Origin of the sequence: Bacillus sp. cl96, assembly GCF_900100505.1 — a bacterium.
Classification (GTDB): Bacteria; Bacillota; Bacilli; order Bacillales; family Bacillaceae_G; genus Bacillus_A; species Bacillus_A cereus.
On record NZ_FNDM01000002.1, the window covers coordinates 496648 to 522098 of the forward strand.

Sequence of the window (25451 nt, forward strand, 5' to 3'; positions counted from 1 at the left end):
GAATTTTGTCAGATATTTTTCGTGTTGTCAATTACTTTTTGAAAAAATTTAATTTATCAATTCGATTAATGGCTTCTCGTAATCTATCTTCTGTATGCAAGAGACCAACACGGACATACCCTTCGCCATGCTCACCAAATCCGACACCAGGAGCAACTGCGACATGTGCTTTTTCTAGTAAAATATCAGAAAATTGCTCAGAGGTGTATCCTTTTGGAACGGGAAGCCATGCAAAGAACGATCCTGTTGGAATGTCTACATTCCAACCAATTGAGTGACAGGCTGAAATAAGAGCGTTTCTTCGAGATTCGTAACTATTTACAAGGTCTATTACACAAGACTGTGAACTTAATAGCGCTTCTCGAGCGGCATCTTGAACTGCACCGAATATACTAACATACATATGATCTTGTAATAGGTTAATTGTTTCAATCACACTTTCATTCCCTACAGCAAAAGCGATGCGCCAGCCAGCCATATTGAAAGTTTTTGATAATGTGTAAATTTCAATTCCTATATCTTTCGCACCATCTGCTTGCAAGAAACTAACAGGTTTTTGACCATCAAATCCGATAGCGCCATAAGCAAAATCGTGAACAACTAATATATTATGTTTATTAGCAAAGTAAATGGTTTCATCAAAAAAATCTTTTGATGCAGTAGCACCGGTAGGATTATTTGGATAGTTTAAAAACATTAATTTTGCACGCTCTGCAATAGAGGCATCAATGTTCGTATAATCTGGTAAAAAGTTATTTTCTGCAATAAGTGGCATTCTTTCAAAGTGTGCTTTTGCTAAAGCAACCCCTGATAAATAATCTGGATAACCTGGATCCGGAACGAGAATCGTATCACCAGGATTTGTAAAACAAATCGGTAATTCTACTAGTCCAGCCTTCCCACCAAACAAAATAGCAACTTCAGTTTTTGGGTTTAATTCGACGCCATATTCACGTTTATAGAATGTAGCCACGGCTTCCTTTAAGCTTTCATGTCCGCGAAATGGCGGATATTTATGATGAATGGTCTTTTCGGCAGCATCTTGTAAAGCTTTTACGATATGCTGCGGTGTTGGTTGATCTGGATTACCTTGACCTAGATTAATAACATCGTGACCAGCTGCAACGACTTTGTTAACTTTTGCAACAAGTGAAGCGAAAAATTGTGTTGGCAATGATGTTACTATCTCAGAAGGTTGAAATAATTTCATACTTTCCACCTCTTTTGAAAGTTGTTACAATTCTAGTGACAAATGATATAATCTTTCCAGTATTTTGTAAAGAGAAAAATAAGAATGGGGCTGAAAAAATGAAAGTCGCATGTATTCAAATGGATATTGTTTTTGGAGATGTAGAAAAAAATATTGAGAATGCTAAAAATAAAATAAGTGAAGCTATGAAGGAAAGGCCAGATGTTATCGTCTTACCAGAACTATGGACAACAGGATATGATTTAACGAGACTTTCTGAAATTGCAGATAGGGATGGAGTGGAAACGAAAGAAAAGTTAATAGAATGGGCGAAGCGATATGATGTACATATTGTTGGTGGGTCCATAGCAAAGCAAACAGAGCAAGGCGTTACAAATACGATGTATGTTGTAAATAATGAAGGACAGTTAGTCAACGAATATAGTAAAGTACATTTATTTCAGCTTATGGATGAACATAAATATTTAATAGCTGGTAATGGTACGGGCGAATTTAAGCTAGATGATGTTGAATGCGCTGGAACAATTTGTTATGATATTCGTTTTCCAGAGTGGATGCGTGTTCATACTGCTAAAGGGGCAAAAGTATTATTTGTTGTAGCTGAATGGCCATTAGTTCGTTTAGCACATTGGCGTTTGCTATTGCAAGCAAGAGCAGTTGAAAATCAGTGTTATGTTGTTGCGTGTAATAGAGCAGGGAAGGATCCGAATAATGTGTTTGCAGGTCATTCTTTAATTGTGGATCCTTGGGGTGAAGTTGTAGTAGAGGCGAATGAAGAGGAATCAATTTTATTTGGAGAGCTTGAATTCGAGAAAATTAAAGAAGTACGTAAAGGAATTCCAGTTTTTGCGGATCGCCGTCCAGAATTATACAAATAAAATGTTGACAAGTGATTTTTATTCTTGGTATAGTCTTCAACATAAAGTTAAAAATTCAAAAAATTATACAACTCTTATCAAGAGCAGGTGGAGGGATTTGGCCCGATGAAGCCCAGCAACCGACCGTAATACCATTGTGAAATGGGGCGTTTATTACGCCAAAAGGCACGGTGCTAATTCCAGCAGAAAGTAAAACTTTCTGGCAGATAAGAGGGGAGAAGATAAACTTCAAACCTCTTTCTTAGTGGAAAGAGGTTTTTCTATGTTAGAAAAACCTCTGAATTTAAAAAGGGGGAGAAGAAGATGGGATATTATTCATTAACAGAAATAACAGCTGTACAATATGCGAAAGATTATGGCTATTTTGAAGAGAAGGCAAATGTCATTTGTCATGAAATTGGAGATGGAAACTTAAATTACGTGTTCAAATTAGATGATGGAGAGAAATCCATTATAATAAAACAAGCACTGCCTTATGCGAAAGTAGTTGGTGAAAGCTGGCCATTGTCTATAAAAAGAGCAACGATTGAAAGCAAGGCATTACAAATTTTTGCGCAGTATGTACCGGATTATGTTCCAGTAGTGTACAGTCATGACGAAGAGTTAGCGATAACGGTAATAGAAGACTTATCAAGACTAACAATTACAAGAAAAGGATTAATAGACGGAGAAGAATATCCGCTTTTATCCCAGCATATTGGTCGTTTTCTAGCACATGTTTTATTTTACACTTCAGATTTTGGTTTACAGTCAGAAGAGAAGAGGATACTAGAAGGTACCTTTGTAAATCCGGACCTATGTAAAATTACAGAGGATTTAGTGTTTACAGATCCGTTTGGGCATTATGATACAAATGATTATGAGCCAGATTTACAGCTCGTGGTTGATGAACTTTGGAGTGATAAAACTTTAAAACTAAAAGTAGCACAATATAAATATAAGTTCTTAACAAGAAAAGAAACTCTTATTCATGGTGATTTACATACTGGTAGTATTTTTTCGTCACCTTCTGAAACGAAAGTGATTGATCCAGAATTTGCGACATATGGCCCATTTGGGTTTGACATAGGTCAATTTATTGCAAATCTATTATTAAATGCGTTATCTAGAGAAGAAGAAAAGAGAAGTGTACTATTTTTCCATATAGAAAAGACGTGGAGTTATTTTGTAGAGACTTTTACAAAGTTATGGATTGGAGAAGGTGTAGAAGCATATACGAAAGAAAAACAATGGTTACCAATTATTTTGCAAAATATCTTTACTGATGCTGTTGGATTTGCCGGATGTGAACTAATTCGTAGAACAATTGGTTTAGCTCATGTAGCAGATTTAGATGAAATAGAAAATAAAGAAACAAGAATTCAAGCTAAGAAACAAGCGCTATCCTTAGGAAAAGAACTAATAAAATATGAATCTAAAAGTGCTGATATTCAACTGTTTCGAACATTATTTCAACAGACAGTTTCAAGGGGTGTAAAAGCATGAGTACAATCGTTACGGTTCCGAGATCTGTAAGTTGGAAAGGGGATGCAATTGCGGTATTAAATCAAACGAAATTGCCACATAGCACAGAATACAAAACATTAACGACTATTGAAGAGGTTTGGAAAAGTATCATAATGTTAGAAGTACGCGGAGCGCCTGCAATTGGAATTGTAGCTGCATTTGGCTTGGCGCTTGCAGCGAAAAAATATAATACTTTACATATCGAAGAATTTCAAAAGAAGTTTAATAGAGACTGTAACTATTTAGGGACATCACGCCCAACGGCAGTAAATTTATTTTGGGCAATTGATCGTATGAGAGAATCTATTCGAGAGATTACTACAATAAAAGAAGCGCAAAAAATATTAGAAGAAGAAGCGCTTCGCATTCAACAGGAAGATGAAGAGGTGTGTCGAAATATTGGGGAATATGCGTTAACATGTTTTAAAGATGGCGATAATATTTTAACAATCTGTAACGCTGGAAGTATCGCAACTGCCAGATATGGAACTGCATTAGCTCCCTTTTATATTGGAAAAGAGAAAGGTGTGCGTTTACATGCATATGCGTGTGAAACGAGACCAGTTTTACAAGGTGGTCGCTTAACGACGTGGGAATTGAAGCAAGCAAATATTGATGTGACCCTTATAACAGATAATACTGCAGCTCATGCTATTCAAACGAAAGAAATAAACGCAATTATTGTGGGGGCGGATCGAATTGTCGCAAATGGAGATACAGCCAATAAAATAGGGACAATGAATTTAGCTATTTTAGCAAAGTACTTTAATATCCCATTTTACGTTGCTGCGCCACTGTCAACATTTGATGTTACGAAAGAAACTGGAGCCGAAATTATTATTGAAGAAAGAGATGAAACAGAAGTTACGAAAATCTTTGGAAAACAAGTAGCACCAATTGGAACGGATGTTTATAATCCAGCATTTGACATAACACCGAATGAATTAATTACAGGAATTATTACTGAGAAAGGTATTATACGCGGGGACTATAAACGAGAAATTGCATCATTATTTGAAAAACAAGCTAATACATAATAGCTTGTTTTTTTATGCCTAAATGCAGTGTTTTCTCTTACTTATATAATGAAAGGAGGGGAAGAGGGTGGAAGAGTGGATCAAGATGATAGGTAATGTAGGGTTTCCGATTGTTGTAACATTATATTTACTCCACCGTATTGAAAGTAAATTAGAGGGGGTAATTGTTGCAATTGAGAAGCTCCCGCGGCAATTAATAAAGTACGAAGATCCTCGGGATAAAAAATAAAGTTTGCTCTTCTTGAGCAAACTTTATTTTTATTGAGCGGTATAACCACCATCGATAACGACAGCTTGACCAGTTATACCTTTAGCTTTTTCACTCGCTAAAAACATCGCATAATCTGCAATTTCTTGTACTTGTAATAAGCGCTTTTGTGGAACGAGTGGATAAATAACATCTTCTAAAACATTTTCAAGTGGTACATTTCGTGTAGTAGCTAAGTCTTGTAGTTGATTACGTACAAGGGGGGTATCAACATAACCAGGGCAAAGGGCATTAACAGTAATACCATGCGTAGCACCTTCTAAAGCGGCAACTTTTGTTAATCCAATTACGCCATGTTTTGCACTATTGTAGGCAGCTTTTCCAGCAAACCCGACAAGGCCGTTAATAGAAGCGACATTAATAATACGACCATATTTTTGTTGTTTCATAATCGGAAAGGCATGCTTAATTGCAATAAACGGAGCAATTTGCATAATTTGAATTAGTAGCTCGAACTTTTCAGTTGGAAAGTCTTCAATGGGTGAAACGTGTTGCATTCCTGCGTTGTTAATTAATATATGTAATGAACCGAAATGATCAACTGTTTGAGAAATTGCTGCTGTAATTTCCTCTTCAGATGTAACGTCACATTTTAAACCGATAGCTTGAAAACCTTCATTTTGTAATTGTTCAGCAGCTTCTTTTGCACGTTCTTCAAGCCGATCGGTAATCACAACTTTTGCACCTTCTTTTGCAAAAGCCTTTCCCATTTCATAACCAATGCCACTTGCAGCACCTGTTAAAAAGACAACTCGATTTGTAACCATGATGAAAAACATCCCTTCATAATAAAGTTTTCATAGTGCTCTATTTAGAGAAGCTATAATGAAATTCCTGCAAACATTTGGAAAAAATATCGTTAGCTATCTTGTTTTGCAAAATAGTCTTTGCTATACTATTTTGTAAAGCAAGATACTTACGCTTATCTATCTTGTAAAGCAAGATAGTAGGAGGATTTGAATTATGTCGACAAGTCAAATGCTGAAAGGGATTTTAGAAGGATGCTTACTTGCTATTATTTCTGAAGGCGAAATATACGGTTATGAAATGAGTGAAAAGCTAGCGAAGTATGGTTTTACAATGGCGAGTGAGGGAAGTATTTATCCGTTATTAATACGAATGCAAAAAGAAGGACTAATAACAAGCGTAATGAAGGAATCTCCATCTGGTCCAAAGAGAAAATATTATACATTAACAGAAAAAGGCGAGGAAGCACTTGATGAATTTATGGATCGCTGGGAAACGATGCAAAGTAGTGTAGAACGTCTACTTGAAGGGAAGGGAAGGAGAAAATAATGCTATCAAGTGAAGCGCGAAAGTTTTTGTTAGATATGAGATTATTTTTGACGGCAAAGAGTGTGAAAGAAAGCGATATTGAAAATTTTATAGAAGATGCGGAACTCCATTTAATTGAGGGTGAGAGTGATGGGAAAAGTGTAGAAGATATTTTCGGAAGCTCACCGAAAGAATATGCAAATGAACTTGTCAAAGTAATGGAAAGAGATAGACAGGAAACGTGGAAGCAAATTGGTTTTACAGTAATGAATATCGTATCGTTTTGGATTATTGCTTTTATCTTAATAGTGAATCATGGAATGTTACAGATTTCACTTATTCAGTGTATCGGTTATAGTTTTTCATTGATTTTAGTTGTTATAGGTCCTAATTTTCTACTTCGCAAAATGGCCTTCGTAACAAGTTTTACAAAAACATGGTTTTCTATGTGGTCTTTAGTTATGATCGCTCCAATGTTTTTATTAGGAGCTGTTACGATATTAGACGTGATATATCCGACAAAAATGCTCACATTCACCGAAGTGCAAAGTTATATAGTGGCTGGTGGGATTTTTATCATCACAGTAGCTATAAATATATATTTTGAAGGATGGTTTAAAAACTTATATTTAATCATTCCACTTTCAATTATGTTAGTGTTTAAAACATTTACAACGGAAGACCTTGTTCCAATGTTATTTCAAATTATATGTTTATACGGAAGTCTGTTTATTTTAATTTTCCTTGAAATTATGATGAAGACGAATAGAAGAGAGACGGTTTAATAAGGGAGGGATTATCATGATGATTTCTAAAGAAGGAGAAAAGTTTTTAATTGATACGAAAGTGTATTTAATAACGAAAGGAATTAAAGAAGAAGATGTTGACGCTTTTTTAGAAGATGCAGAACTTCATTTAATTGAAGGTGAGAAAGAAGGAAAAACGGTAAGTGATATATTTGGTGATTCGCCAAAAGAGTATGCTAATCAACTTGCAAAAGAGATGGGTATAGATAGAAAAGGTAATTATAAATTATTGCTTTACTTTATTGTAAATTTATTGGCTTTTACGATGATGAAGAGCGTATTCTTTAGTGAAACCGACCATCGTTTGTCTTATTCTTTAATTGAGTTAATTGGCTATCCGATTATGATTTTTGCAGGAATTATTGTATTAATATGGGGGATGAGAACAGCATCATTTAAGCGTAAAAGAATTGAATTTTTAATTATATATATAAGTGGTGCGGTATGGTTCTTATCAATTTTTAGTATTGCATTATTAAATAAGTTTTATGGTACAACATTTATTAAGTTTACTAGTACAGACAGTTTCATCCTTGTTGGTGGAGTAGTTCTTTTAGCGGCTGTTATAAATATTAAATTTGGTGGTTGGTTTACTTTGTCATATTTACTAGTTCCAATTGCATTAGAATATGCATTTGGAATGATAGATGTATCAAGCGTTATCGGAATGTATGTACAACAAATAATTCTTTTCATTGCTATTTATATGCTTTTACAAATTCAGATAAAATTAGAAAAAAGAGAAGTATACAAATAAACAAGTAGGAGAGTTATGTATATGAGGAGGGGATTTCTCAGATCAACCATACTGTTTTTATCAAAAGAAATACATGATGCCTATTTTAATATTTTATTAGGTGATAAGTTTATATCTATCTTTTTAGTTTAATAGGAAAAAGGCTGCTCTGGATATACCAAAAATTATTTCCAAAGAAATATTATATAGGGATTTTTAGAGGGATTACATTTACATTTAGTTGTCTATTTTTATTTCTAGCAGCCGGGATTTGTTTTGTTGATTGGAATAAGTTGTTTTAAACAGTAACATGAGGGTTACTGTTTTTTTCTTTGCAATAAAGAGCTTTGTAAAGAGAGTGTTTTTTGTTCGTTCGTCAATAGAGACTGAATAGGAACATTTTCAGGGCGCGGGACTATCGGATACATAAGATTGGTTGGAGAAGGATGGTGCTCCGAGCCAGTTGGGGAATGAGGATCTGCGTGAGTAAGTTTTCCGTGAACACGTCTTGTAAATAAAATATGACCGATTTCGTGAGCAAGCGTATATATATTTTTCATAGGAGCAGCCGAGTTTGTTAAAACGATATATCCGGTAAGTTGTTGCTGTTTTGCTAAAGAGTAAGCGCAGGCAATTACTGCTGTTTCTTTGAAATAATCACTGCCAATATAACAAATATAAAGGTCGCATTCAGGAGCTTCATTTACACATGTTTGGAAAAAGGATGCCAGCTTTTCTTGACTTTGAATGGAATTTTTATAACTGATTTCACGGTCAAAAAAACGGAAAAGTTCATTTAATACAATTACTTCTTGAATTTGAAATGTAATGGGGTGCCAAATTGATTCTGCAACAGCTAAATCTTTTGCGATGCGGTCATCAGAAATATCGGCGCCGGGAGTAATACAAATACATATATTGACGTATGGATCCATAAGGAACACCTCAACTGAAAAAAAGTTCTTCCTATAATATATGTGGGGAAAAGATGTCATGTATGGATAAACGCCTTTTTTATTGAATATATAGATGACAAGTCGAAAAAATTTCATAGTTCTATAACGTAGTGTGATCATCTTTTTGATATAGTAAAGAAAAGGGGGAGAATATATGTATACATTAAAAATCGTTTCAGACAGAGAAGCTCTTTATCAATTTGCAAGTTATGTAAGAGTTGTACAAGGGGTGGAAGATGTATATGTAGAGGTGGGAGAACCTTTATATGAACATCCGTTAATGAAGTTTTATGTACATATTAAGCTGAAAGAAACATATGAGCAGCATAAAGCGTTACAGGAAATAGCAAGATTAGTAGAATTGGGGCGTTTTACATATGTCCATTATCGTAATGATGAAATTGAGGAAGCTTTTGAAGCTGTAAAATATGAAAGTTTTAAGAAATAAAGGTGAAAAAAAGGAGGCGAAAGCTTCTTTTTTTCTTTAAAATTACATGAACAAAAAGAGCAAAATTTTGTTATGATAAGGGAGGTTAGGGAAAGGGGAATTTACATATGGGGTATATTGAAGAGTTACGAAAAGTCGTTGGTACAAGGCCGCTTATTCTCGTAGGATCAGCAATTATTATATTAAACGATAATCAAGAAGTATTGCTTCAATATCGTTCAGATACATATGATTGGGGTGTACCTGGTGGGGCGATGGAACTGGGCGAAACGACAGAAGAAACTGCACGTAGAGAGTTATTTGAGGAAACGGGGTTAACTGCAAAAATAATGCAATTTCTTGGTGTTCTATCAGGAAAAGAAGTATATTTCCGTTATCCGAATGGCGATGAAATTTTCAATGTTATTCATCTGTATCAGGCACATCATGTGAGCGGGGAATTAAAGCTCGATCATGAAGGGTTAAAACTTCAATATTTTCCAGTAGATAAGTTGCCAAAATTGAATGAAACGACAGAGAAAATTTTACAAAAGTTTTTATATGCGCTGACAGAATAGAAGGTTAATTCCTTCTATTTTTATTATATTAAATATTTTGATTTTTTAGTATGTTTATAGTATGATAGTTATAGATATACATCTTATGGAATTTCACCTAAAAACTGACTAGGGTACATAAGAGAGGGGCAAGTGCAAAATGCATAATGTTGTTATTACAGCTGCAGTTCGTTCGCCAATTGGAACTTTTGGAGGAGCGCTAAAAAATGTAACGCCAGTAGAATTAGCTGTTCCTGTACTTCAGGAAGCTGTAAAACGAGGCGGGGTAGAACCACATGAAGTTGATGAAGTAATTTTAGGTCATTGTATTCAAAGAACTGATGAAGCAAATACGGCGAGAACAGCTGCATTAGCGGCAGGATTTCCTGACACAGTTACGGGATATACAATCCAACGTCAATGTTCTTCAGGTATGCAAGCAATTATGTCAGCTGCAATGCAAATCCAATTAGGTGTAAGTGATGTTGTTGTTGCAGGTGGGGTAGAAGCGATGAGTTCGAGCCCTTATGCATTGAAACAGCACCGCTGGGGACAACGTCTACAGCACGGAGAAATTCGTGATACGGTGTGGGAAGTGTTAGAAGATCCGATTCACCATATTATGATGGGTGAAACAGCGGAAAATTTAGTTAAACAATATGAAATTACAAGAGAGGAACAAGATGAAGTTGCTCTTCGCAGTCATACATTGGCACTGAAGGCAATCGAGTCTGGATACTTTGACGATCAAATTGTTCCTATTACAATAAAAGAGCGTAGAAAAGAAGTTGTATTTTCGAAGGATGAACATCCACGTGCAGATATTACAGCTGAAAAATTAGCTGGATTGAAGCCGGCGTTCCGTAAAGATGGATCAGTGACTGCTGGAAATGCATCTGGCCTTAATGACGGGAGTGCAGTTCTAGTATTAATGAGCGAAGAAAAAGCGAAAGAAAAAGGTTTACAACCGTTAGCTAGAATTGTTGGATATTCAGTAGCTGGAGTAGATCCAAAAATTATGGGTATTGGACCAGCACCAGCAATTCGTAAAGGTTTAGAAAAAGTAGATTGGTCATTGGAAGATGCAGATTTACTTGAAATTAATGAAGCTTTCGCGGCTCAATATTTAGCTGTAGAGAAAGAGTTAGGCTTAGACCGTGAAAAAGTGAACGTAAACGGTAGTGGCGTAGGACTTGGGCATCCAATTGGTTGTACAGGGGCTCGTATTACAGTAAGTTTAATTCACGAATTAAAAAGACGTGGGTTAGAAAAAGGAATTGCCTCTTTATGCGTCGGTGGCGGTATCGGGGTTGCCTTATTTATAGAAGCACTATAAAAAAGAAGCAGCTATTGCTGCTTCTTTTTTTACGACTCAAATAGATGATGGAATAATCGATCGCGATTTTCAAAGAAAAGTTTCGTCGTTTGGTAATGCTCAGTTTCTTCTAATGTGGATTCGTGAATTCCCTCTTGTGTTAAAGAATATATAGTGGATTCAGGATAAGCCATTAAAATAGGAGAATGCGTCGCGATAACAAATTGTGAACCTTGTTCAGCTAGTTCGTGCATTCGAATGAGCATGGAAAGTTGTCTCATTGGTGATAAAGCTGCCTCAGGCTCATCTAAAATGTATAAACCTTGTCCTGAAAAACGGTTCATAAATAATGAGAAGAATGATTCACCGTGTGATTGTTTGTGTAGTGAGATACCACCATAAGAGTTGATAACCGGATTCCCACGTGCTTCTCTATCAGCATCTATTTCATCAATATAAGAAGCAACGTTATAAAATGATTCAGCGCGAAGAAAGAAACCGTCGTTTGGTGTATTGAAACTTTTTGAAATTCGAAGGTATTCATGTAAAGATGAATGGGAATCGTTTGTGCTAAAGCGGAAGTTCTTCGTTCCACCTTCTGCATTAAAGCCTAACGCAATCGCAATTCCTTCAAGTAATGTTGATTTACCTGTTCCGTTTTCTCCAATAATGAATGTTACATTTGGATGGAAATCTAGTGATTGTAATGTTCGAATAGCGGGTAAGCAGTAAGGATATGCGGAAAAACTAGGGATATTTTCTTTTTTTAATGTGACATTTTGTAAAAAGGGTACGTCAATCAATATATAAACCTCAATTCATAACGGATTTTGAATTTAAAAAGGCAGCAAATACAAGTGTTAATGACACCTGAATCCCTTCTTGTTTTCTGAATATTTTATGTGGATTATATCATTTAAACTATCATATTCCAATGTGAAAATAAATATTGCATGAAGATTCATTCTCTCGTTATGATATATGGTATTCTATTGAAAATGTGAGAAGGAGTTAAAGTATGCCGTTTACATTTGCACATCCAGCAGCAGTTCTTCCTTTTGCGAAAAAGCACTCTAAACATATTTCAGTAACGGCTCTTATATTAGGTAGTATGGCGCCTGACTTTGAATATTTTTTGCACTTTAGACCCTATGGTGTTATTGGCCATACATGGCTTGGGTTCTTATATTTAAATTTACCGCTTGTATTTCTAATCGCATACATATATCATTACATTTTAAAAAAGCTGTTTATAACGCATTTGCCTAAACCGTTTGCTGGTTATTATTCATATGCAATAGATGAGAGGTGGGGGCTACATACCTGGAAAGAATTCTTTGTATTTTGCTATTCTGCATTATTCGGTATGCTCACGCATGTCGTTTGGGATGCATTTACTCATAATACAGGCTATTTCGTTATGAAAATAGCATTGTTACAAATTGAATTACACAGTATTCCATTGTATAAATATATGCAACATGGGAGTACATGTGTTGGCTTATTATTGCTATTATACGTACTATGGAAGTATAAAGATGAAACAGGGAAAGATATGATTGTAGCTTTAGAAAAAAGAAAGTATTGGGTTTCGATAATCATTGTGACAGCTTTTATATTTATCGTGCATGCGTTCCTAGACCCCTATTTTCATATTTTCCAAATTGGAGGTATAATAGTATCTGGACTGACAAGTTCATTTTGTGGAATTGTCATTGTTTCTATAGTTTACAAAGCAAGGGACTAATTTTATATTCATGAATGATAGCGTTAGGAGAAATGAAATGATGAAAGCATGGAAAAGTATTTTTGTTTTATGTAGTTTTCTTCTTATGTTAAGTGGTTGCTTCCATCAAGAAGAAAAGAAAGCTGAACCGAAGAAGAAAGAATCTATTCCTGAAACGAAAGAATATGGTGGGCGTGAGCTGAAAAAAGTAGGACAAAAAGTGAAAGAAACAGGATGGGGTACTTTCAAGTTAGAGCAGATGCATTCTGTGAATCAAACATTTGAAGTAGCGCCAATGAAAATTCACGTACAAGATGTGAAAGTAATCTCTTTATCACAAATGAGTGAAAAGGCAAAAAATACATTGAAAGTATACACGGCACTAACTCCTGAAGAAGTAAAACGTAGATTAGGGGATAAAGTAAGCCAAGAAGATGCAGAATTATATGCATCGCTAAGTGGAACAGAGATTAGTAATACAATTCGTTACGTTGAGATTACATATAAAGTGGAGAATAGCGGGAATAAAAATATGCAATTTTTCTCTATGAATGATGTTATGATTAATGGTAAGCAACATTTTAAAGTAGCCACTCAAAACTTTTTATATGACGAAGATACGTTAGTTGGTACAAAAAATGTATCAAGAGAAGACTATAAGCCTGGTGAAATAAGAGATGGTATTATTGGTTTAATACTTGACGATGGAAAAGACAAGGTAAAGGATATTCAGTTTACAACTGATGATTTACTTGCAGGAGATTCAGAAACACAAGATGTTGTAAAAGAGCCACAAACGTTTAACATCTCACTAAAATAATGTAAGACAAAACAGTCAGCATACAAATATTATGCTGACTGTTTTTTTATTTCTTTTATGTATGAATCTACATTTTGAAAAGGCACCTTAATTTTAAACGCATCTTTTTGTTCATTAAATTGCTTTTCATTGTAGGGACCGAAACGTTTATTGTGCTTTACATCAATAATCCAATAATGTTCACTTTTTTTATTTGCAATTGCTGCGTCAGGGTTATTTGGATCTGATTTTTCCTCAGTTTGTTTTGCAATAATGTATTTATCATCCCAAGCAATGTCTGTAATTTTTGCAGGGATGTATTGTGTGGCATATACAGCATCTTGCGAGGGGAAAAGTTCAAATGCATTTCCAGAAGTACGTATGAGTTCGTATTCATCGTTAACCGTATAAGTTAAGTGACTTGTGTTTCCTGCACAACCAGTTAATAGGAAGGCGACGAATAGGATTATCCATTTTTTCAATATGGGAACCTCCTTTATAATGCTATTGTAACAAATTGTACAAGAAAAGTAAGAGAAACGCTAGTTTACAATGTTTTTTAGAAGTGGTACGATGAGACGGGTAAAGAAGGATATGAAGGAGTCGACATAAAATGAAGTTAAAGATGCATCGTCCAGCGCTTGTAATGAATCGCATAGGTGCTTCCCTAATTGACATGTTTTTAATCTCGGTTATGTATGGTGCAGTAGTAGCTATTATGACCGGAAACTATAGTGCTATGTTTAAGCGCTTTAATATAAGCTTAGGTGATTTTAGATATGATTTCGCAGTAGTTTTCATATTAATGGCGATATATTTTATTGTATTACCCTTTATTTGGAACGGTGTTACACTTGGCAAAAAGGTAACGAGAATAAAATTAATTTCATTGAAGAGTGAAAAGCTAACGTTGCAAACATTAATTATAAGATTTTTTGTAGTGTTATTACCGAACGTATTGCTATTAGGAATTCCATTAATATGTAACGTATATATGATGTTGTTCCGCAAAGACAATTGCGGTTTTCAGGACTTAATTACAAAGACGAAAATAATAAGTCTTGTATAATAAAATAAAAAAAGACCCTTTTATATATAAAAGGGTCTTTTTTTATTTTATAAGTATATTGTGAATATTTACAGTAAGGAAAAACTAAAATGTGTCATTTCTATTTATAATAGATTGAAAATTAAGATAATGGTATAATAATTAAAAATAATATCTTTATCTCACCATTTGGGGCTGATTAAAGTTTTACTTTATATAATAAGGGGGAAGTAGAGATGACAGGAGGTAGCATAATTTTTTGGGGCATTCTCATTTTTATCGGTCTAGTTCTTGATCAGCGTAAGAGTAAGAAAAAAGAAGGATAAAAAGTAAACGTTTACAAATCGAATGGCAATTTTTCTTGCTTGCAGAATAATCTCATAAAGGAGTATACTGAATGACGGTAAGACTTATAGAAGGGGTAATGAAAATGAAGCTTGCAGGAAAAGTTGCTATCGTAACTGGCGGTGGCATCGGTATTGGACGTAATACAGCTCTTTTGTTGGCTAAACAAGGCGCAAAAGTTATTGTGACGGACATTGATCAAGAGAGTGGACAAGCAACAGTGGAGGAAATTACGAATCTAGGCGGAGAAGCCCTTTTTGTATTCTATGATATGGAAAAGCAAGGAGATTGGCAACGCGTTATTAGCATTACTTTGAATGCATTCAGTCGCATTGACATGCTTTTTCAAAATGCTGGTTTATATAAAATAGATTCTATTTTTTCTCGCCAACAAGAGAACGATTCCAATGTACTTTGTATTAATGACGTTTGGATAGAGATAAAACAATTAACGTCATCTTTTATGAAACAGCAAGAAGAAGTGGTGCTTAGTGATTTACCGATTTTCGGTATTATTGGCACGAAAGGACAATCATTTCATACAGTAGAAGCCCTAGTATAATAATGAAAACCGCCCTCAATATATGTGGACGGTTTTTTATATGTGTATAGTAAAGATAAATTTTTTAGCGAATACGTTGTTCAGTTTGGTTATCAAAGAAATGCGCTTTATTCATATCAAATGCTAATTTAATTTGGTCACCAGGTGAAAACGTATGTCTTGCATCTACACGTGCCGCAAAATCTTGATTCCCAAGTTTCATATATAAAATGGATTCAGCACCTAATAACTCAGCGACTTCAATTTTTGTTGTGAAGGCAGTAGATTGTGAAGCTTCTAAAAATAGTAGTTCATCATGAATGTCCTCTGGACGAATACCTAAAACAATTTCCTTATTTACATAGCCTTGTTCACGTAGCATCTTCATTTTTCCTTCAGATACTTTAATTTTTATAGTATTGTCTATAACGAAATCGGTTTCAGTCAATTTACCACGGAAGAAGTTCATAGCTGGTGAGCCGATAAATCCACCCACGAAGATGTTTTCTGGTGTTTCATATACTTCTTTTGGAGTTCCAATTTGTTGGATTTTTCCATCCTTCATAACGACAAGACGCGAAGCCATAGTCATTGCTTCTGTTTGATCATGTGTTACATAAATTGTTGTTGTTCCAAGGCGATGATGTAGCTTAGAAATTTCTGAGCGCATTGCAACACGGAGTTTAGCATCTAAGTTTGATAATGGCTCGTCCATTAAGAAAACTTTTGCATCTCGAACGATTGCTCTACCTAACGCAACACGTTGGCGCTGTCCACCTGATAATGCTTTCGGTTTTCTATCTAAATATTGTTCAAGTCCTAAAATTTTTGCTGCATCTTTTACACGACGATCGATTTCATCTTTTGGTATTTTTCGAAGTTTTAATCCAAATGCCATATTATCATATACACTCATATGTGGATAAAGAGCGTAGTTTTGGAATACCATTGCGATATCTCGATCTTTTGGAGGAACATCATTCATTAGTTTACCATCAATTGAAAACTCGCCTTTTGAAATATCTTCGAGTCCAGCTACCATTCGTAACGTTGTAGATTTTCCGCATCCAGAAGGACCGACAAATACGATAAATTCTTTATCTTGAATGTGTAAATTAAAATCAGTTACAGCTGTTACGTTATTATCATATATCTTATAAATGTTTTCTAATTTAAGTTCTGCCATGGTATTTCCCCCTAGAAATAATTATGCAAACGTTTTCTTTGAGTTCATTATAAACGAATAGATTCAAAAAATAAATAAAAAAATAAAACGTTTTCATATATTGGAGAGTTATTAGTGATTTTCGCATGTTTTCTTAGAAAAAGAACAATAAAAATTGTAAGCGCTATTTTAAATTGAGATAGAATCTGTTATCATTCATTAATGAAAACGTTTGCGCCTTAAAAAGAGAAAAATGAATGATGAATGAAATGGGGTAGCATAATGGAAAAACAATGGTGGAAAGAAAGTGTAGTATATCAAATTTATCCTCGTAGCTTTATGGATAGTAATGGTGATGGTATAGGAGACCTTCAAGGGATTATTTCAAAGCTAGATTACTTAAAAGAGTTAGGGATTGATGTGATTTGGTTATCACCAGTCTATGAATCTCCAAATGATGATAATGGTTATGATATAAGCGATTATTGTAAAATTATGAACGAGTTCGGAACAATGGAAGATTGGGATGAGCTATTACATGAAATGCATGAACGTAATATGAAATTGATGATGGATTTAGTTGTTAATCATACATCTGATGAACATAATTGGTTTATTGAATCACGTAAATCAAAAGATAATAAATATAGAGATTACTATATATGGCGCCCTGGAAAAGAAGGAAAAGAACCGAACAACTGGGGAGCTGCTTTTAGTGGATCTGCATGGCAGTATGATGAAATGACAGATGAATATTATTTACATCTGTTTTCTAAAAAACAGCCAGATTTAAATTGGGATAATGAAAAGGTAAGACAAGATGTTTATGAAATGATGAAGTTTTGGTTAGAAAAAGGAATTGATGGTTTCCGTATGGATGTTATTAATTTTATTTCTAAAGAAGAGGGATTACCAGCTGTTGAAACAGAAGCAGAGGGGTATGTTTCAGGTCATAAGCATTTTATGAACGGTCCAAACATTCATAAATATTTACATGAAATGAATGAGGAAGTATTATCGCATTATGATATTATGACGGTTGGTGAAATGCCTGGTGTAACGACAGAAGAAGCGAAATTGTATACTGGAGAAGAACGAAAAGAATTGCAAATGGTATTCCAATTTGAACATATGGATTTAGATTCAGGAGAAGGTGGAAAGTGGGATGTAAAACCATGCTCACTTCTTACTTTAAAAGAGAATTTAACAAAGTGGCAAAAAGCATTAGAGCATACCGGATGGAATAGCCTTTATTGGAATAATCATGATCAGCCTCGCGTTGTATCTCGTTTTGGTAATGATGGAATGTATCGCATTGAATCAGCAAAAATGTTAGCGACAGTTCTTCATATGATGAAAGGAACGCCATATATTTATCAAGGAGAGGAAATCGGAATGACGAACGTCCGATTTGAGTCAATTGATGAATATCGAGATATTGAAACGTTAAATATGTATAAAGAAAAAGTGATAGACCATGGTGAAGATATAGAAAAAGTAATGGAATCTATTTATATAAAGGGTCGTGATAATGCTAGAACTCCGATGCAGTGGAATGATCAGAATCACGCTGGATTTACAAAAGGTGAACCTTGGATTACTGTAAATCCTAACTATAAAGAGATTAATGTGAAACAAGCAATCCAAGATGAAGGTTCAATTTTTTATTACTATAAGAAATTAATTGAACTACGCAAAAATAATGAAATAGTTGTATATGGATCATATGATTTAATATTAGAGAATAATCCTTCTATTTTTGCTTATATAAGAACATATGGAGACGAAAAACTACTTGTTATTGCAAACTTTACTGCGGATGAAAGTGTATTTGAAATGCCTGAGGATATTAGTTATAGTGAATCAGAATTATTCATACACAATTACGATGTAGAAATCGGATTGATAGATAACATTACATTACGTCCGTATGAAGCGATGGTATTCAAATTGAAATAAGAAAAATCCTTATGCCACCTTGGCATAAGGATTTTTTGGGTTACCATTTTAATATGGAGAATCCATATGGAGGAAGTGTAACTTGTAATACACTTGCTTCTGCTGAAAATTCTTCGTTTGTATAAATGTTAATTATTTTCTTACCAGTAACATGAAGAGGGAGTGAAACTGTAACTTCACTATTAGTAGGGTTTAAAACGAAAAAGATAGTTTCATCCTCATATGTTTTCGTATAAGAAATATAATTATGTTCATCATTTGCTTCGATGAATTGAAAAGTACCATGTCCTCCAAATGCTTTATGTTGTTTCCGTAATAAAATCAATGTTTGTATATGGGTAAATAATGCATGATCTTGTTCTTTAGTATCCCAAATCATACATTTACGGCAATCAGGGTCCATGCCGCCATCCATACCAATTTCATCTCCGTAATAAATACAAGGAGAGCCGATGAAAGAAAGATGGAATACATAGAGCAATTTCAACTTATTTTTATCTCCGTTGCATGTTGTTAAAATTCTTGGAGTATCATGGCTATCTAATAAATGAAATGCTGCTTCATTTACATTCATAGAGTAGGAATGTAGAGATTCTGTAATTTGCTTCATGAATTCACTTGCTTTAATGGAATCGTTAGCAAAGTAAGAAAGTAGAGCGTTTGTAACAGGATAGCTCATGACAGCATCAAATTGATCGCCTTGTAGCCACGGAAGGGCATCGTGCCAAATTTCTCCCAAAATATATACTTCAGGATTTAGTGTCTTTATTTCAGTTCGGAATTCTCTCCAAAAGTTGTGATCGACTTCATTGGCGACATCAAGGCGCCAGCCATCTATATTGAATTCTCGTACCCAATAACGTCCTACTTCAAGTAAGTATTCTTTTACATCTGGATGAGCTGTATTTAATTTAGGCATATACGGTGTAAAGGCGAAAGTATCATAATTTGGAAGTGGTTCGGTTATAATCGGAAATTCATGAATGTGGAACCACTCTTTATATGCGGACTTCTCACCATTCTCTAGTACGTCTTGAAATTTCTCGAAAAAGTATCCACTATGATTAAACACAGCATCGAGCATTACTTTTATACCGTGCTTATGACATTCTTCAACGAGCTCTTTAAAAGTTTCTTTCGTCCCAAATTGTGGGTCAATTTCCATATAGTCAATTGTGTCATATTTATGGTTTGAATGAGCTTTGAAAATAGGTGTGAAATATATTCCGGAAATGCCAAGCTTAACAAGGTAATCAAGGTTTTGAATAACACCAGAAAAATCTCCGCCGAAAAAATTAGTTGGAGTTGGATTCGCACTTCCCCAAGGAAGGGTGTTTTCTGGATTCAGCGTACTATCGCCATTAGCGAATCGCTCAGGGAAAATCTGATACCAAATGGTGTCTTTAATCCAAGATGGTGCTTTGAATACATCATCTGCATGAATAAATGGAAAACAGAAAAAGTTACCAACATCATCATTTGGAATGCTAGAAAAGAATCCTCGCTCTGCATAAATAAGAGTGTCTGTTTCAGATTTTAATTCAAACCCATAACGTAAGCGCTTAAATTTTGGTTCGATTGAAATGGACCAATAATCAAATAATGCAGTAGAACCCGTTTTTTTCATGGGTGTACTTGCTGATATCCATTTCCCGTCTTTCCATTCGTAAGGATCACCGTAAATAAGATCGGCGCTTTGAATATCATCTCTCTTAGTACGTACTCGGATGTGAATTGTTTGTTCATCATAAGCGTATGCATAATTATCTTTCGGCCTATGATAAATAGCTTCTTTAAACATATAGAAAATCCCCCTTCAATACCTCTATACATAGTATTCCCTTAAGTGTAATAATAAAGCCTATATTGCAAACGATTGCCTTTCTCGTAGCTTTAATATTGCTTATAAGAGTAGTATTCATTTCATATAAAGTCAATGTATAAAGAGTATAATGACATAATTTTTAAATTAATATTTGCAAAATGAATAAAAGAATGTATAATGATAGACAAATAGCGCAAACGTTTTCATAGATTGAGATATTGTTTGCGCTTCAATTAAACTATTAAATGCAAACGTTTTCAGTTACTGAGGTACATAGACAATTTAGGGAGGTTTTTGGGATGAAGAAAGCATTATCATTATTAACGGTTTCAGCATTATCTATTGGTATGTTATCTGCATGTGGACCGAAAGATTCAGGGAAAAAAGAGGAAAGTAAAGCGAAAAAAGACTATGATCTTCTTGTTTGGGAAGATGATAAAAAAGGTGTTGGTTTAGAACCAGCAGTGAAAAGCTTTGAGGAAAAATATAAAGTAAAAGTAAAAGTTGTTGAAATGCAAATGACAGATCAAGTGAAGAAGTTACGCCTTGATGGACCAGCGGGGACTGGACCAGATGTTGTAACATTGCCACACGATCAAATCGGAAATGCAGTAACAGAAGGTTTACTTTCTGAAGTGAAAGCAGATGATGCTGTAAAGAGTAAATTTACTAATTCATCAATAGAAGCACAGACATATAATGGAAAATTATATGGTTTACCAAAAGCAATTGAGACACCAGTCTTTATTTACAATAAAAAACTAATGCCAAAAGCGCCAGAAACGATGGACGAGCTGTTTAACTTCTCAAAAGAATTTACGAAAGATGGCAAGTACGGATTTTTAGCATTAGGAGATAACTTCTACTTTGCTAATGCATTCATGGCAGGTATGGGCGGTTATGTATTTGGTGAAAAAGATGGAAAACCAAATGCAAGTGATGTTGGATTAAATAATAGCGGAGCAGTACAAGGTGCTGAATATCTTCAAAAATGGTACAAGGAAAAATTATTCCCAAAAGGTATTATCGGTGAATCAGGTGGGCCTGCTGCTGATGGACTATTCAATGAAGGAAAAGCAGCTTCTATCATGAATGGCCCATGGGCGTTCCAAGCAATGGAAAAGAACGGGATTGATTATGGCGTTGCTCCAATGCCGAAATTACCAAATGGTCAACCAATGAAAACGTTTGTTGGGGTTAAAGGATGGCATGTAACAAGTTTCTCTAAACAAAATGATTTAGCTACAAAATTCACTGAGTGGGTAACAAATGAAGAAAACGCAAAAATTCGATTTGAGAAAACAAAAGAAATTCCTCCAGTAAAATCAGTAATGGAAGATCCAATTATTAAAGATAACGAAGCTGCAAAAGCAGTTGCAACGCAATCTGAAAATGGAATTCCAATGCCAAACATTCCAGAAATGCAAGAAGTTTGGAAACCAGCTGGAGATGCGCTTCAATTAGTTGTTACAGATAAAGAGGCACCAAAAGCGGCGCTTGATAGTGCAGTGAAACAAATTAAAGGTAATATTGAGGCAAATCATAACAAGAAAAAATAAGGTGAAATTCGTGCCTCGAATATGAGAGGCACGAATTCTCTCCCTTCCATGTAGGAAGAAAAAAGGGGGAAGGAACATGCAAACATCTATGGAACCAGCAAATGGGTTAAACCATTCAAAGCATAGAAAAATGGCAACCATGTTATCAATCATTCCAGGCGTGGGCCAAATGTATAATAAACAATTTGTAAAAGGTCTTATTTTTCTAGTATTAACAGGTTCATTTATTGTAGCCTTTGCTGATTTATTAAATATGGGATTATGGGGTATTGTAACGCTTGGTACAGAAGTTCCACGTGACCATTCTGTCTTTCTATTAGTAGAAGGAATCTTGGCCCTTATCGTTATCGCTTTTGGGCTCGGCATATATGCATTTAACTTATACGATGCATACCAAAATGGAAAGAAACGTGATATCGGAACACCGTTAAATTCTGTAAAAGAGCAATACCGTAATTTGTTAGATCAAGGTTTTCCTTATTTAATGGTTTCACCAGGTTTTCTACTACTTATCTTTGTTGTCGTATTTCCAATCATCTTCGTAATTTTAATTGGATTTACAAACTATGATTTATATCATTCTCCTCCAGCAAAATTAGTAGATTGGGTGGGCTTTAAAAACTTTATTGATATTTTCACTTTACCGATGTGGAGAGAGACATTTGTAAGTGTATTCTCTTGGACTGTCATTTGGACATTCGTTGCAACAACATTACAAGTTGCGCTTGGTATTTTCTTAGCGATTATCGTAAATCAGCCCGGTATTAAAGGAAAGGCAATTATTCGAACAATCTTCATTTTACCGTGGGCGGTTCCAGCATTCGTATCTATTCTTGTTTTCTCTGGTATGTTTAATGAAACATTCGGAGCGATTAACAATCAAGTATTAGCTTTATTCGGAATTGAAAAAATTGCTTGGATGACAGATCCATTTTGGGCGAAGATTGCTTTAATTATGATTCAAACGTGGCTTGGGTTCCCGTTTATCTTTGCGATGACAACGGGTATACTGCAATCGATTCCGGGAGAATTATATGAAGCGGCTACAGTAGATGGAGCGACAGCTTGGCAACAGTTTCGTAAAATTACATTGCCACTTGTGTTATATGCAACAGCACCAATATTAATTACGCAATATACGTTTAACTTTAATAACTTTAGTATCATCTATCTATTTAACGGTGGAGGTCCTGCTGTAGCTGGACAAGACGCAGGTGGAACGGATATTTTAATTTCATGGATTTATAAGTTAACGATGACTTCAGCGCAGTACGGAAAAGCAGCAGCTCTTACAATGATATTATCGTTAATCGTTATTACAGTTGCGTTATGGCAATTTAAGAGAACAAAATCATTCCAAGAAGAGGATATGATGTAAATGAATATTAAAAGACAGAAGATGTTACGTCTCTCATTAAGTTATTTAGTTATTTTCGTAATGTGTGCCATCATTTTCTATCCGTTATTATGGATTATTGGCTCATCGTTTAATCCGGGTGATAGTTTATCTGGATCAAGTATTATTCCACAAAATGCAACGTTAGATCATTATCGTAAGTTATTAGATCTAGAGAATAGTAATTACTTACTATGGTATAAAAACACATTAAAAGTAAGTGTTTTAACGATGATTTTCTCAGTGTTAGCAATTAGCTTTACTGCTTATGCATTTTCGAGATATCGTTTTGTTGGAAGAAAAAATGGTTTATTAACATTTTTAATTCTGCAAATGATTCCAAACTTTGCAGCGTTAATTGCTTTATACGTATTAGCCCAATTAACAGGATTAATTGATACACACCTTGCATTAATTTTAATTTATGTAGGCGGGGCTATTCCGATGAATACATGGCTTATGAAAGGGTATTTTGATACGATTCCGAAAGAACTAGATGAATCAGCTCGAATGGATGGAGCAGGGCATTTTCGTATTTTTTGGCAAATCATTATGCCACTTGCAAAGCCAATCGTAGCGGTTGTAGCGTTATTTACTTTCATTGGTCCATTTACAGATTTCATTTTAGCGAGTATTATTTTGCGAACACCAGAAAATTATACTTTAGCAGTTGGATTATATGAAATGGTTGCGAAGAAATTCGGTAATGAATTTACAACGTTTGCAGCGGGTTCTGTGTTAATTGCGATCCCAATTTCAATTTTATTCCTATCACTACAAAAATACTTTATTTCTGGTTTAACAGCTGGAGGTACAAAAGGATGAAAAATGGGACATTACGTCCCATTTTTCTTTTCATCTCCCTATAAATAAGTTTATAGGGAGATGAAAAGAGATTTGACATCACATGTGAAAAGAAGTGAAATAAATAGTATATTATAGTATAGGAAAAAATAGCTATATCCCTTACAATACATGAAGAGGGAGAATAGGATTAGTTTTGCAAGATATAAGAAATGAAAGTTTATGACTTGCAATGAGTGCGAGATAAAATATATGAAAAATGGCAGAGAAATGAGAGGAGGGGGATTTTTATGACAGTTACAATTAAAGATGTGGCGAAGCAAGCGAATGTTGCACCATCAACAGTTTCTCGTGTAATTGCTGATAATCCAAGTATAAGTGAAAAGACAAAGCGCCGTGTTAGGAAAGTGATGAGTGAATTAGGGTATCATCCCAATTTAAATGCGAGAAATCTTGCGAACCAAACGACGAAAACACTTGGTCTTGTTATGCCAAGTTCTGCAAGTAAAGCTTTTCAAAATCCATTTTTCCCAGAAGTTATAAGAGGGATTAGTTCATTTGCACACGTAGAAGGTTATGCGCTTTACATGTCGACAGGTGAAACGGAAGAAGAAATTTTTAATGGTGTCGTAAAGATGGTACAAGGACGCCAAATTGGTGGCATTATTCTTTTATATTCAAGGGAGAATGATCGGATTATTCAATATTTACATGAACAAAATTTCCCGTTTGTTTTAATAGGAAAACCATATGATCGAAAAGATGAAATTACATATGTAGATAATGACAATTATACAGCTGCAAGAGAAGTGGCAGAATATTTAATTTCATTAGGGCATAAACAAATCGCGTTCATTGGTGGTGGATCAGATTTACTTGTAACGAGAGATCGTTTAGCTGGTATGAGTGATGCCTTGAAATTAGCAGACATTGTATTACCAAAAGAATATATTTTACATTTTGATTTTTCGAGGGAAAGTGGTCAACAAGCTGTTGAGGAATTAATGGGACTGCAGCAACCGCCAACGGCAATTATGGCAACGGATGACTTAATTGGACTTGGTGTGTTAAGTGCTCTTTCTAAAAAAGGATTTGTTGTACCGAAAGATGTTTCTATTGTAAGCTTTAATAATGCTTTATTATCGGAAATTGCGAGCCCTCCACTTTCGACAGTTGATGTGAATATTTATCAGCTAGGATATGAGGCGGCAAAAGCTTTAGTTGATAAAGTAGAGAATGCAGAATCCACTGCAAAGTGTATCATTATTCCTCATAAATTACTAAAACGTCAAACTTGTGATCATTATGCATAA

General features: G+C 34.8%; 27 protein-coding genes, 1 pseudogene and 1 riboswitch. Of the genes and pseudogenes, 21 read left to right on the plus strand and 7 right to left on the minus strand.

Annotated features, from left to right (window positions below):
• Positions 1-31: 31 nt before the first annotated feature.
• The gene (locus tag BLT20_RS07125; RefSeq protein WP_000765511.1) at positions 32-1210 is read right to left on the minus strand and encodes a pyridoxal phosphate-dependent aminotransferase; all 1179 of its coding nucleotides are present in this window, start codon (positions 1208-1210) and stop codon (positions 32-34) included.
• A 14-nt stretch (positions 1211-1224) separates the two neighbouring features.
• On the opposite strand from BLT20_RS07125, the gene BLT20_RS07130 reads away from it, so the two are divergent.
• The 4 genes from BLT20_RS07130 (at position 1225) to BLT20_RS07145 (ending at position 4860) form a co-directional block, all read left to right on the plus strand.
• Complete coding sequence (locus tag BLT20_RS07130; protein WP_002204714.1) at positions 1225-2088, plus strand: carbon-nitrogen family hydrolase; 864 nt, start codon at positions 1225-1227, stop codon at positions 2086-2088.
• 71 nt (positions 2089-2159) lie between these two features.
• A riboswitch (SAM riboswitch) is annotated at positions 2160-2301 on the plus strand.
• A 90-nt stretch (positions 2302-2391) separates the two neighbouring features.
• Complete coding sequence (mtnK, locus tag BLT20_RS07135) at positions 2392-3573, plus strand: S-methyl-5-thioribose kinase (RefSeq protein ID WP_000542687.1); 1182 nt, start codon at positions 2392-2394, stop codon at positions 3571-3573.
• Complete coding sequence (gene mtnA / locus BLT20_RS07140; protein WP_000104604.1) at positions 3570-4631, plus strand: S-methyl-5-thioribose-1-phosphate isomerase; 1062 nt, start codon at positions 3570-3572, stop codon at positions 4629-4631. Before mtnK ends, mtnA begins: the two co-directional genes overlap by 4 nt.
• Before the next feature lie 67 nt (positions 4632-4698).
• Positions 4699-4860 (plus strand): YvrJ family protein, encoded by a 162-nt coding sequence (locus BLT20_RS07145; RefSeq protein WP_000393335.1) that lies wholly within the window; start codon positions 4699-4701, stop codon positions 4858-4860.
• A gap of 29 nt (positions 4861-4889) precedes the next feature.
• Here the strand turns inward: BLT20_RS07145 and BLT20_RS07150 are convergent, their stop codons facing one another.
• Positions 4890-5666, minus strand: a complete 777-nt coding sequence (locus tag BLT20_RS07150; protein ID WP_000258428.1) for a 3-hydroxybutyrate dehydrogenase — start codon at positions 5664-5666, stop codon at positions 4890-4892.
• A 196-nt stretch (positions 5667-5862) separates the two neighbouring features.
• Between BLT20_RS07150 and BLT20_RS07155 the strand changes: the two genes are divergently transcribed.
• From BLT20_RS07155 to BLT20_RS30955, 4 genes and pseudogenes are all read left to right on the plus strand, one after another.
• A complete protein-coding gene (locus BLT20_RS07155; RefSeq protein WP_000107982.1) occupies positions 5863-6195 on the plus strand; it encodes a PadR family transcriptional regulator in 333 nt (110 codons plus the stop codon).
• On the plus strand, positions 6195-6959 hold the full coding sequence (locus BLT20_RS07160) for a DUF1129 domain-containing protein (protein WP_000952883.1): 765 nt from the start codon (positions 6195-6197) through the stop codon (positions 6957-6959). Before BLT20_RS07155 ends, BLT20_RS07160 begins: the two co-directional genes overlap by 1 nt.
• A 19-nt stretch (positions 6960-6978) precedes the next feature.
• A complete protein-coding gene (locus tag BLT20_RS07165; protein ID WP_002183912.1) occupies positions 6979-7737 on the plus strand; it encodes a DUF1129 domain-containing protein in 759 nt (252 codons plus the stop codon).
• Between the two features lie 21 nt (positions 7738-7758).
• A pseudogene (locus BLT20_RS30955) lies at positions 7759-8018 on the plus strand (DNA-binding protein).
• Between the two features lie 15 nt (positions 8019-8033).
• On the opposite strand, the gene BLT20_RS07175 reads toward BLT20_RS30955, so the two are convergent.
• Positions 8034-8651: an ImmA/IrrE family metallo-endopeptidase gene (locus BLT20_RS07175; RefSeq protein WP_000371608.1), complete on the minus strand. Its 618-nt coding sequence runs from the start codon at positions 8649-8651 to the stop codon at positions 8034-8036.
• Between the two features lie 175 nt (positions 8652-8826).
• Here BLT20_RS07175 and BLT20_RS07180 point away from each other — a divergent pair, with 175 nt between their 5' ends.
• The 3 genes from BLT20_RS07180 to BLT20_RS07190 all read left to right on the plus strand — a co-directional run bounded on the left by BLT20_RS07180 (position 8827) and on the right by BLT20_RS07190 (position 10992).
• Positions 8827-9120 (plus strand): DUF3928 family protein, encoded by a 294-nt coding sequence (locus tag BLT20_RS07180; protein WP_000288330.1) that lies wholly within the window; start codon positions 8827-8829, stop codon positions 9118-9120.
• Positions 9121-9227: 107 nt separating this feature from the next.
• Entirely contained in the window at positions 9228-9677 is a 450-nt protein-coding gene (locus tag BLT20_RS07185; RefSeq protein WP_000540529.1) for an NUDIX hydrolase, read from the plus strand.
• A gap of 139 nt (positions 9678-9816) precedes the next feature.
• A complete protein-coding gene (locus BLT20_RS07190; protein WP_000552081.1) occupies positions 9817-10992 on the plus strand; it encodes an acetyl-CoA C-acetyltransferase in 1176 nt (391 codons plus the stop codon).
• Between the two features lie 29 nt (positions 10993-11021).
• Here the strand turns inward: BLT20_RS07190 and BLT20_RS07195 are convergent, their stop codons facing one another.
• Positions 11022-11774, minus strand: coding sequence for an AAA family ATPase (locus BLT20_RS07195; protein WP_000568006.1), 753 nt, complete (start codon positions 11772-11774; stop codon positions 11022-11024).
• 215 nt (positions 11775-11989) lie between these two features.
• Here BLT20_RS07195 and BLT20_RS07200 point away from each other — a divergent pair, with 215 nt between their 5' ends.
• Positions 11990-12718 (plus strand): DUF4184 family protein, encoded by a 729-nt coding sequence (locus BLT20_RS07200; RefSeq protein ID WP_001116849.1) that lies wholly within the window; start codon positions 11990-11992, stop codon positions 12716-12718.
• A gap of 37 nt (positions 12719-12755) precedes the next feature.
• On the plus strand, positions 12756-13517 hold the full coding sequence (locus BLT20_RS07205; RefSeq protein ID WP_000973899.1) for a hypothetical protein: 762 nt from the start codon (positions 12756-12758) through the stop codon (positions 13515-13517).
• Between the two features lie 29 nt (positions 13518-13546).
• On the opposite strand, the gene BLT20_RS07210 is transcribed toward BLT20_RS07205, so the two are convergent.
• Positions 13547-13978: a DUF3997 domain-containing protein gene (locus BLT20_RS07210; RefSeq protein WP_000758789.1), complete on the minus strand. Its 432-nt coding sequence runs from the start codon at positions 13976-13978 to the stop codon at positions 13547-13549.
• Positions 13979-14109: 131 nt separating this feature from the next.
• Between BLT20_RS07210 and BLT20_RS07215 the strand changes: the two genes are divergently transcribed.
• The 3 genes from BLT20_RS07215 (at position 14110) to BLT20_RS07225 (ending at position 15451) form a co-directional block, all read left to right on the plus strand.
• Entirely contained in the window at positions 14110-14565 is a 456-nt protein-coding gene (locus BLT20_RS07215; protein ID WP_000769080.1) for an RDD family protein, read from the plus strand.
• Between the two features lie 215 nt (positions 14566-14780).
• Positions 14781-14870, plus strand: a complete 90-nt coding sequence (locus BLT20_RS07220; RefSeq protein ID WP_000145638.1) for a hypothetical protein — start codon at positions 14781-14783, stop codon at positions 14868-14870.
• A gap of 71 nt (positions 14871-14941) precedes the next feature.
• Positions 14942-15451, plus strand: a complete 510-nt coding sequence (locus tag BLT20_RS07225) for an SDR family NAD(P)-dependent oxidoreductase (protein ID WP_000218413.1) — start codon at positions 14942-14944, stop codon at positions 15449-15451.
• A gap of 64 nt (positions 15452-15515) precedes the next feature.
• Here BLT20_RS07225 and BLT20_RS07230 read toward each other — a convergent pair whose 3' ends face one another.
• The gene (locus BLT20_RS07230; RefSeq protein WP_000818931.1) at positions 15516-16616 is read right to left on the minus strand and encodes an ABC transporter ATP-binding protein; all 1101 of its coding nucleotides are present in this window, start codon (positions 16614-16616) and stop codon (positions 15516-15518) included.
• Positions 16617-16877: 261 nt separating this feature from the next.
• Here BLT20_RS07230 and malL point away from each other — a divergent pair, with 261 nt between their 5' ends.
• Entirely contained in the window at positions 16878-18554 is a 1677-nt protein-coding gene (gene malL, locus BLT20_RS07235; protein ID WP_000415174.1) for an oligo-1,6-glucosidase, read from the plus strand.
• Positions 18555-18594: 40 nt separating this feature from the next.
• Here the strand turns inward: malL and BLT20_RS07240 are convergent, their stop codons facing one another.
• Positions 18595-20355: an alpha-glycosidase gene (locus BLT20_RS07240; protein ID WP_000471782.1), complete on the minus strand. Its 1761-nt coding sequence runs from the start codon at positions 20353-20355 to the stop codon at positions 18595-18597.
• A 323-nt stretch (positions 20356-20678) separates the two neighbouring features.
• Here BLT20_RS07240 and BLT20_RS07245 point away from each other — a divergent pair, with 323 nt between their 5' ends.
• From BLT20_RS07245 to malR, 4 genes are all read left to right on the plus strand, one after another.
• The gene (locus BLT20_RS07245) at positions 20679-21938 is read left to right on the plus strand and encodes an extracellular solute-binding protein (RefSeq protein WP_000709923.1); all 1260 of its coding nucleotides are present in this window, start codon (positions 20679-20681) and stop codon (positions 21936-21938) included.
• A gap of 76 nt (positions 21939-22014) precedes the next feature.
• Entirely contained in the window at positions 22015-23316 is a 1302-nt protein-coding gene (gene malC / locus BLT20_RS07250; RefSeq protein WP_001194993.1) for a maltosaccharide ABC transporter permease MalC, read from the plus strand.
• Positions 23317-24159, plus strand: a complete 843-nt coding sequence (gene malD, locus BLT20_RS07255; RefSeq protein WP_001022608.1) for a maltosaccharide ABC transporter permease MalD — start codon at positions 23317-23319, stop codon at positions 24157-24159.
• Positions 24160-24428: 269 nt separating this feature from the next.
• Entirely contained in the window at positions 24429-25451 is a 1023-nt protein-coding gene (gene malR, locus BLT20_RS07260; protein ID WP_000219053.1) for a maltose operon transcriptional repressor MalR, read from the plus strand.